5 protein-coding genes are annotated in these 9459 nt (G+C 67.1%); 1 reads left to right on the forward strand and 4 read right to left on the reverse strand.

All coding sequences use genetic code 11. The annotated features are described in order from the left end of the window. The first annotated feature begins 13 nt into the window (after positions 1–13). Complete coding sequence (locus VGV37_RS27760; RefSeq protein WP_326883061.1) at positions 14–1210, forward strand: EAL domain-containing response regulator; 1197 nt, start codon at positions 14–16, stop codon at positions 1208–1210. Between the two features lies 1 nt (position 1211). Here the strand turns inward: VGV37_RS27760 and VGV37_RS27765 are convergent, their stop codons facing one another. From VGV37_RS27765 to VGV37_RS27780, 4 genes are all read right to left on the reverse strand, one after another. Beyond that, a complete protein-coding gene (locus tag VGV37_RS27765; RefSeq protein ID WP_326883062.1) occupies positions 1212–4184 on the reverse strand; it encodes an ATP-binding protein in 2973 nt (990 codons plus the stop codon). Between the two features lie 158 nt (positions 4185–4342). Further along, on the reverse strand, positions 4343–6121 hold the full coding sequence (locus VGV37_RS27770) for an AsmA family protein (protein WP_326883063.1): 1779 nt from the start codon (positions 6119–6121) through the stop codon (positions 4343–4345). A 78-nt stretch (positions 6122–6199) separates the two neighbouring features. Next, positions 6200–7249: a putative zinc-binding peptidase gene (locus tag VGV37_RS27775; protein ID WP_326883064.1), complete on the reverse strand. Its 1050-nt coding sequence runs from the start codon at positions 7247–7249 to the stop codon at positions 6200–6202. Continuing rightward, positions 7246–9162 (reverse strand): AI-2E family transporter, encoded by a 1917-nt coding sequence (locus VGV37_RS27780; protein ID WP_326883065.1) that lies wholly within the window; start codon positions 9160–9162, stop codon positions 7246–7248. Before VGV37_RS27780 ends, VGV37_RS27775 begins: the two co-directional genes overlap by 4 nt. Between the last annotated feature and the right edge of the window lie 297 nt (positions 9163–9459).

Consider the following 9459-nt stretch of genomic DNA (forward strand, 5'->3'; position numbering starts at 1 on the left):
TCTGGATATTTCCATGAACGGCACGCCCCCGGCCTTCAGCGCCCTCGTCATCGACGACGACGCCTTCACGCGAACCACGACGGTCCGGGCGCTGAAAGCGATCGGCGCCGAGGTGACGTACCAGGCGGCCAATGGCGCCGAAGCCCTGTCGCTGCTGGGGTGGCAGACGACGATCGACGTCATCATCTGCGATCTGAACATGCCGGAGGTCGACGGGCTCGAAACCCTGCGCCGCCTGGCCGAACACAATCGCCACAGCCGGATCATTCTCGCGAGCGGCGCCGATTCCCGCGTGCTGCGGGCCGCGCGCGAAGCCGCCCTGGCGTTCGGCCTGCCCACCGTGCAGACCATGGCGAAGCCGGTCACCGTCGCCAAGCTGCGCGAAGCCATTGTCGAACCGCGTCCCGAACGCTCCCTGTTCCATGTCGGACCCACCGTCGCGATCACGATCGAAGAGCTGGAGCGCGGGCTGGCGGCACCCGAACTCATCGCCTATTACCAACCGAAGGTCAGTTTCCAGACCCGACAGCTCACGGGAACCGAGGCGCTGGTGCGTTGGAAGCATCCGACCCACGGGTTGCTGTCGCCGGCCGCTTTCCTGCCGCTGGTCCAGGCCGCGGACAAGCTGGAGGCATTGACCGAGCTGGTCCTGGTCACCGCGATCGCGCAATGCGCTGCCTGGCGCCGCTGCGGCGTCACCACTGTGGTCAGCGTCAACCTGCCGATCGTCAGCCTGCTGTCACGCGCGCTGCCGGCGCGGATCGATGCGATCCTGGCGGAGCACGCCGTCGAGCCCAGCCAGCTCACGCTGGAGGTCACGGAAGACGGCTGGCTGCAGCAACAATCCGTCGCCCGCGAAGTCGGCACCCGCTTGCGCGTGCGCGGATTCGGTCTGTCGATAGACGATTTCGGCACCGGCTACTCGACGCATCAGCAGTTGCTGAGCGCGCCGTTCAACGAATTGAAACTGGACCAGTCGTTCGTCAGCAAGGCGGTCGTGGACGCGGAAAGCCGCATCGTGCTGGCATCGAGCATCGCAATGGCCCACAAGCTCGACCTCGAGGTCGTGGCCGAGGGGGTCGAAACCCAGGCGCAATGGGATCTGCTGGCGGAGCTCGGGTGCGACGTGGCGCAAGGCTACCTCGTGGCCCGTCCGATGCCCGGCGACCAGCTCGTCGCCTGGAAAGCCGCTTGGGACGCCGCGATTTAGTTCAGGCCACCCGTGCCGTCCTGCCGGCGATGAAGCGCCCGATTTCGTCCCGCGTGACATCGAGTATGGCCGCGACCTGCTCCCTCCGTTCCCGTAACTCATCCGGTGTCGCCGTCATCGCCAAGTGCTCCAGCGCGCGTGCCAGCAGGCCGAGCCGCAGAGCGCCGACCGTGAGCGAGCTGCCGACCAGCCGGTGGGCCGTGTCCCGGACCGCCGCACGATCGCCTGACAGAATGTCACTGCCCAAACGGTCGATCATTCCGGTAGCTGCGGCAAGATAGCCCGCCACCCATTCCTCGCCCTCGGCCTCATCTCCGGCGAAAAGGTCGAGATAATTACTGCCGTCGAACAGCCTATCGGCGTCGAGGCCCGATTTCGCCGGCGCCTCGGCTGGCCCGTCCTGGCGCGCCATGATTTGCCGCAACACCGCTTCCAAGCGGCGCAGGTCGATCGGCTTGGCGGCGATCTCGTCCATTCCGGCGGCAAGGCACCGGTCCCGCATCTCGGCAGTGACGTCAGCCGTCAGGCCAAGGATCGGCAGGCGGGCCGAACCCTTAGCGGCTTCGAGCGCGCGGATGCCTTGCGCAAGTTCGACACCATCCATGTTGGGCATATGGCAGTCGGTCACCAGCAGGTCGAACGTTCCTTCGGCCAAGGCGGCGAAGGCCTTGCGGCCGTCTTCGACGACCTCGACCGGAACGCCTATGCGCGCGAACTGGCGCTTCACGAGCCAGCGGTTGGTCTCCTGGTCCTCGGCCACCAGCACGCGGAGATTTTGCAGGGAGGAGCCGGAAATCGGAACGAAGGCGCCTTGCTCGGTCTTGTTCGTGGGCTGGGCCGGCACGAGCGGGATCGTCAAAGTGAAGATGCTACCCTGACCGGGTTTGCTCGTCACGGTGATGTCTCCGCCGAGGATCCGCGCAAGCCGGCGGGAGATCGACAGGCCGAGGCCGGTGCCCCCATAGTTCTTCGTGGTCGAGGCATCGGCTTGCGAGAACGGCTGGAACAGCCGCGTCAGCACCTCGGGCGCCATGCCGATTCCCGTATCGCGAACCTCGAACACCAGCCCCGGAGCGCCGGATGGCAACGGCCGGCACGAGACGACGAGCGCGACGGTCCCGCCGGCAGCGGTGAACTTGATGGCGTTGCCCAGCAGATTGCCCAGGATCTGGCGCAGCCGCAGCGGATCGACCGCGATCCAATCCGGCGCCGCTGCCTCCAACTCGTTCTGCAGATCCAGATCCTTGCGCGCGGCGGAGAGGCCGAACGGCTTGATCAGCGTCCGCATGAATTCGTGGATCGCGATCGGCTCCGGCGCCAGGGCGACGGCCCCAGCCTCGATCTTGGAGAGATCGAGGATGTCATTGACGATTCCAAGGAGCGTCGCGGTCGATTCCTCTGCCAGCTCCACCATGTGCGCCTGCTCGGTCTCGAGCTTCGTGTCGCCCAGCAGCTCGATGATGCCGAGCAGGCCGTTCATGGGCGAACGGATCTCATGGCTCATCATCGCCAAGAACTCGGATTTGGCGCGCGCGGCCCGGTCGGCCTCGTCGCGCGCCATGCGCAGAACCCGCTCCGTTTCCTTCCGCTGCGTGACATCGGTATAGGTCCGCACCATGCCGCCGTCCTGCATCGGCGAGCTGCGGAATTCCAGCACGACACCGTTCTTGCGGGTACGTTCGTAAGTGTGCGGCTGGTCGGAAATACCGCCGGTCAGCACGAAATCGCGTAGCCAGGCATCGACGTCGGCGCCCTCGGTCTCGAACTCGCCCTGCTCCCATTGCCACCGCAACACCTCGTCGAACAAGGGATGGGTCGCCATGAGATCGGGCGGCAAGCCCAGCTTTTCGACGGCGCGACGATTGCAGACTTGGACGCGCCGATCGGCATCGATCATCATGATGCCCTGGCTCATGTTCTCCAGCGTCGCTTCGAGCAGCCTCGATTTCTGGGCATAGCGCGCTTCGCTCGCGCGCAGCTTCTCGCGGGTGTTCAGCAGGCCGGCCTCACGTCGCACGATGATCGCCATCACGATCAGCAGCAGGATCGTGAGCAGCGTCCCCATGACGAAATAGAGGCGCCGATCGGCGACGTAGCCGGCCATCACTTCCTGTTCCGCGATGCCTACGCTGACGATCAACGGATAGGCGCGCACACCGCGATAGGAATAGACCCGGTCGATGCCGTCGATCGCGCTCACGGCCTGGTAGGTTCCCGCCGGTGCCACGGCATAGGCTTTCAACAGGCTGGCGCCGAGGATCGCCTGTCCGATGCCGGCGCCACCGGCGGCGGCACGGGCACGCACGATGCCGTCGGTACCGACCAGTGCCACGGCACCTTTTGACCCGATGTCGACGGAATCATAGAAACGCGAAAGGTACTGGGGATCGAGTGAGATGACGAACACCCCGTCGAACGACCCGTCCGGTGCGATGATCTTGCGCGTCATCTGGATCGACCATTTGCTGCTGACCCGACCGAGCACCGGTTTGCTGATGAACAGTTCGTCGCCGAGGCGGTCGCGCTGCACCCGGAAATGCTCACGATCGCTGAGATCGACCCGTTCGGTGGCGGGCGCGAGGTTCGAACCGCGAAAGATCCCGTCCTTGTCGATCAGCGAGACCTGGAAGGTCAGGTCGGTCAGGAACTGGATATTCTTGGCCCAGGCCGCGATATCGAACTCACTCGGCGCCTTCGCGTAGCTGTCGCGGGCGTAGAGCAGCGTCTGGTCGATCGCCTTGATCGAGCGGACGATGTGTTCCTCGAAGGCGCGCGACAGGTTGGAAGTGTTCTGCGCCGCGCCGAACAGCGCCTGCTCGCGTTCCACCTGGAGCGAATGGAAGATGCCGATCCACAGCCCGACGATCGCGCAGAAGCCGAGCAGCGCGCCGCCCAGCGGAGGAACGCCGCGCGGCGCCGACGCAAGCAGGTGCCGCAGGGCGGGAAACCGCCTCGGGGAATGAGCTGGTGACAAGGAGCAGCGCGCCTTCGATGCCGGAAAGATGATTGCTCATCTTCCGCGTGCACCGTGAGGAAACGATTAAGCCTCAGCCGTCTGCCTGGTTATCGAGTCGTCGGCTGAGGCTCGCGTTTCTCCCGGCTTTCGTCTTTTGGATCATGGCCGCCGGGCGACTATCGACCGTCCGTGAGGCACGGGTTACCGCGGGCGAGGTCCCGCACGGTAGGTGGAAGATCATCCAGGTCGATCGGCGTCGGCTTGGGTCCACCCAGCGCCGGCAACAGGTGCGGCGCGGCGATCGGGCCGGCAAAGCGTACCGGCACGTCGAGCGCGAACAGGCTCGTCGTCGCGGATTCGGAGGCGAAGGTCAGGTCGATCGTGTCGCGGCGCAGATCGAGCGTACCGGCACCGGCGATCGTCCCGTCGGGCGTCCGCAGACGCAGCGGCATGATGTGCCCGCCCCCGTCGTGCAGGTCGAGCACGCCCAGCAGGCATTCGATCCGGCCGGTACCCTCGGCCTTGCGGAACAGCGCGCGCACGTCGGTCGAGGCCTGCTCGACGATGCTGCGGGCGATCGAACCATCCCGCATCGACACCGCCAAGCCACCATGCACCGTGCGCCCGGCATCCCGTATCGTCGTTCCCGTCGCGCCCATGAACAGCCGAATGTCGACGGCGCCGGTGATCGGCAAGGATCCCGGCGCCAGCAGGGTCGCCAGCCGGCCCGCATCGGCACCGCCAAGCGTGCCGTCGACCTGGATCGCGGCGCCGGCATCGGCGTTCTTCAGCGATCCGCCGATCCCGACCGTCCCGCCGGCGAAGCGGGCCGCGAACCGGTCGATCGTCAGGGCACCCGGCGCCAGCCTGGCTTTCAGATCGAGATCGTCGGCCTTGAGATCGCCATAGGCGATCTGCTTGGCGGCGATATGGGCGTCGAGCAGGGTCCCGGGTTCCGCATCGATGCGCAGCGACGCCTCGCCGGACCCGGCCTGCCCGCTGAGCGGCGTGAGGTCGAGCAGCGCGAAGCCGGCGTCGAGCGTGAAATCGTCCGGCGCATGGCGGGCACCTTCCTTCAGCTGCGTGGCGAGCTTGAACGAATGACCGCCGAGCGTGCCGTCCCCATCGGTCAGCCGCCACAGATCGCCGTCGCGGTCGAAGCCGGCGCCCAGCGAAATCGGCGCCGCGAAATGCCCGGGGGTGCCGGTGATCGCCAGTAGCCGGTCCAGGCTCGGCGCCGTCAGCACCAGCTTGCCGGCGACGCCGTCGGCGTCGATCGGCTTGGTGAGCGTGCCGTCGAAATCGAGCAGCGTGTCGTCGCTGGCCAGGCGGACCTTGGCGCCGAAGGGCACCGTCGCATCGTGCAGCCGGTCGAAGGATTGCAGTGCCGCCGTCAGTTGCACCGGCGACGCGTTGTAGGTGCCGCGCGCGGTCAATGTCGCCGGCTGGTCGGACCCGGCGGCCGCGAGCGCGGTCTCGTCCAGATGGATCCGGATCAGGTTGCCGCCCGAGGTATGCATGACGACATCGCCGTCGCCGAGGTGCGCATCGAGCAAGGTCGGGAATTTCGTACGCCCATTGCCGTCGGCCGCGGGCTCGGCATCCTTGAACCGCCAGTTGGGCCGCCCGTCCGCCGCCCGGCCCAGCACCAGATGGATGCCGTCGGCAGACAGATGGCGGACGGTCGGCGGCCGCCCGAGGATCAGCCAGCCCAGCAGGGAACCCGGCGCGATCTCGGTATCGAGCTGGTCCAGCCGCAGGAACGGATCGGCGCCTGCACCCGGCAGGTTGTCGATGACCAGGCCGCGCAGCTTGACCGTGACCGGCGAACCGATCCGGACTTGCAGGCCCGCGATGGCGACCGGGCGGCCCAGGCTCTTCGCGGCGCGGCGTGCCGCGGCCGACGCCAGCTCGAACGGCCCGTGGGTCACCAGCACGGTTCCGGCCACCAGCACCAGCAGACAGATCAGGCCGAAGCCATATGCGACGATGCGGCGGAGGGTCAGCGTCCGGATCCCCGCGATGGCATGGGGCTAGCCATGGACCAGTTGATGGATGAAGCCCAGCTTGCCCACGACCTGGGGCGTCAGCACGAACGGGTACAGATCGGGCTGGCCCATCGACCGGTTCAGGCTGTTTACGGCGAAGACCAGAGGCAGCCAGGCGTCGACCAGCCGCTGGATGTCGCCGGGGCCGTAGGGATCGAAATCCAGCGCGGTATCGAGCGCGTCGCCTTCGACGATGGGCGGCTCGATCTTCAGTCCGAAGGCTGTGCCCATCTCCAGCGTATCGACGATGTGCAGATAATGCGCCCAGGTCTCGGCGAAATCCTCCCAGGGATGGCAGCTTGCATAGGCGCTGATGAAATGCTGGCGCCAATCGGGCGGCGGACCCTGTTCGTAGTTGCGCTTCAGCGCTTCGTCATAGTCCTGGCTGTCGTCACCGAACACGGCGCGGCAGGCGTCGAGCTTGCCGCCGTCGCGCACCAGCACGTCCCAGAAATAATGGCCGACCTCGTGGCGGAAATGGCCGAGCAAGGTGCGGTAGGATTCGCCCATCAGCTGCTTCATCCGCTCCCGCTCGGCGTCGTCGGCCTCCTTCAGCGCCAGCGTGATCAGGCCGTTGTCGTGGCCGGTCATCACCTTGGGCGTGTCCGGCGCCACGGCCAGGAACTCGAAAGCCAGGCCATGATCCGGATCGTCGATGCGATTGGCGAGCGGCAGGCGGAGACGCAACAGCGAATAGAACAGGCGATGCTTCGCCCGTTCCAGCTGCTGCCAGCGCGGCAGGTTTTCCGGCAGGCTGATGTCCGGGATGACCTGGTTGTGGCGGCAGGCGGCGCAGAAGATCTCCGGCCCGTCCGCACGCACCAGCCAGTTGCAGGCGCCGAACTGCGCGTTCGCGCAGTCGCGATAGCGTGCGCCGTCGTCACCGGCAAGCGCGCGCCAGGCGTCGCCGTCGGCCTCGAGCGCCGACAGCATCATCTGTCCCGGCAGGAAGCCCAGGCGCCGCGCGCAACTCTCGCAATGGTCGTTCTCGAAATAGACCAACTGGCCGCAATGCTGGCATGTGAACAGCTTCATGGGGTCGCCTGCTCCTCCAGGACGGGTGCGGCCAAGCGCAAATCGGTCTCGCTGGCGGAATCCCGCGCGATGCCCAGGCAGATATCGACCGCTTCGCGCAGCGTGCGCGTGTAGAAATCCGCGCCCAGTTCGGCCCGGATCGTGCGGTCCGGCGCCGAAGGATCCTCGCTGGGCCACAGGCCGACCACGAAAGGCGTGGCCGGCATCCGCTGACGCAGGCGCTGCAGCAGGTAGCGCAGGTGCGCATGCTTGCCGCTGATATCGAGGTAGGACACGCAAACGATCGCGACGTCGTTCGTCTCCAGCAGATTGATGTTGCCCCGCGTCGCGGCCTCATAGGGCGCGATCCGCGCGCCGATGCCGTGTTTGCTCAGCAATTGGCACAGCATTGAGGCCGCCGCCTCGTCGAGCGGACCGCGGCCGGCGACGCATAGCACCGGCGTCGGCCCTCGCCACGCGCCGACCATGCCCGAACGGGCGGGATCGAGCGTTCCGGGTGGCGCGATGTTCTGCAGGACAGGCTCGTCTTTCGACGGACCGGCCACGCTGCTGTCCTTGCCGGCCGGCTGCTTGCGGTCCAGGTGCCCGGACAAATCCTCGACCAATTCCTTGATCGTCTCCTTGATCCGGTCCAGTTGCTCGGTCGTGAGCGCCCCGCGTTGGGCGTCGACTGCGGCCAGTTCCAGGCCCGGTAGCGCCACATCGTCGTAGTAGGCGATCAGCGACAGTTCCTTCAGCAGATGCTCGGCGTGGTCGCGCGCCTCGTCCTGATCGCCCGCCAGCATGCGGTGGTAGAAGCTTTCGACCGGCGTCAGCGCCGGCCGGTCGCCCAACATGACGTCGAGGAATTCCAGCTGCTCGACATGCCGCCCCAGCACCACCAGGCACAAGGTCAGCGGCGTCGACAGGATCAGGCCGATCGGCCCCCACAGCCAGGACCAGAAGATCGCGGCGACGACGACCGAGATCGGCGACAGGCCGGTACTGTGGCCATACAGCAGCGGCTCGATCATCTGGCCTACCATCGCCTCGACGACGATGAACAGGCCGCCGGCCCACAGCACCATGGACCAGCCCGGATCGACGGCGGCGGCGAGCGCCATCGGGAACATCGCCGCGATGATCGAACCCACGTAGGGCACGAAACGCAGCAACCCCGCCATCACGCCCCACAAGAGCGGGCTGGGCACGCCGATCAGCAGCAGGCCGACGCCGATGACACAGCCGAAGGCGGTGTTGATGCCGAGCTGGGTCAGGAAATAGCGCGAGAGCCGCCGCCCCCCGTCGTCGAGCGCCACCGTGGTGCGCCTGAGGTCGCTCGACCCGAACAGCCGGATCAGCCGGTCGCGCAGATCGTCCTGCTGCAGCAAGACGAAGATCGCGACGACGAGGATGATCGCGACCGTGCCGAGCGGCGACAGGATGGGCGACAGGTAGCGCTCCGCCAGCTCCATGGGCGACGGATCGGGCTGGTGCACCTCGACCGGCATCGGCTGCGGCCCCGATTTGGCCGGCAACTGCGGCAGCAGCGAGGCGACCGGGGCCGCCGGCTTCGCGCCCTTCTTCGGCGCCGCGGTATCGTAGCCGAGACGGCTCGCCATGCGGCCGAACTGGTCGAGTGCGAAGGTTCGGACCGTGCCCGCCTTGCTCTCGATCGTCTGCGCGTAAGCCGGCACGTTGTCGACGAGTTCGGCAATCTGAGTGCCGATGAGGCCGCCGATCGCGCAGATCAGTCCGACGGCGACGACGACCGCCAGCAAGACCGCGGGAACGCGCCCCAGCCGCAGGCGGCGCAACAGCCCGACCAGCGGTGCCAGCAGGATCGACAACAGGACCGCAAGCGTGAGGGGGATCAGCACCTCGCGCGCGAAATAGAGCGCGGCCACGATCGCGAAGAAGGCCAGCAGTGTCATCTGGCCGGAGGTCGGAGGCCGATCGGGCCGGACGACCTTCGCCGGAGGAATTTGCGTGAACGGGACGCTCTGAACCATGGGGGCCTGCTTCGAATGCCGCTGGGCTCGACACGAGCGCGATGGATTGGCGCAGTAACAACAGCGCGCCCGCGCCTCACGTTCCCGCTTATCTGTCGAAGCCGGCCGGCACCCCGCCGTGCCGCCCCGCGGGCGGCATCGACGGGCGCCTCCCGCCGTCAGGCCGGACGGTCGGCGAAGACCTCCTTGGCCGCGAACAGGCCGTTGAGCGCCGCGGGA

The sequence above is a fragment of the Aliidongia sp. genome, assembly GCF_035943795.1.
Classification (GTDB): domain Bacteria; phylum Pseudomonadota; class Alphaproteobacteria; order ATCC43930; family CGMCC-115725; genus Aliidongia.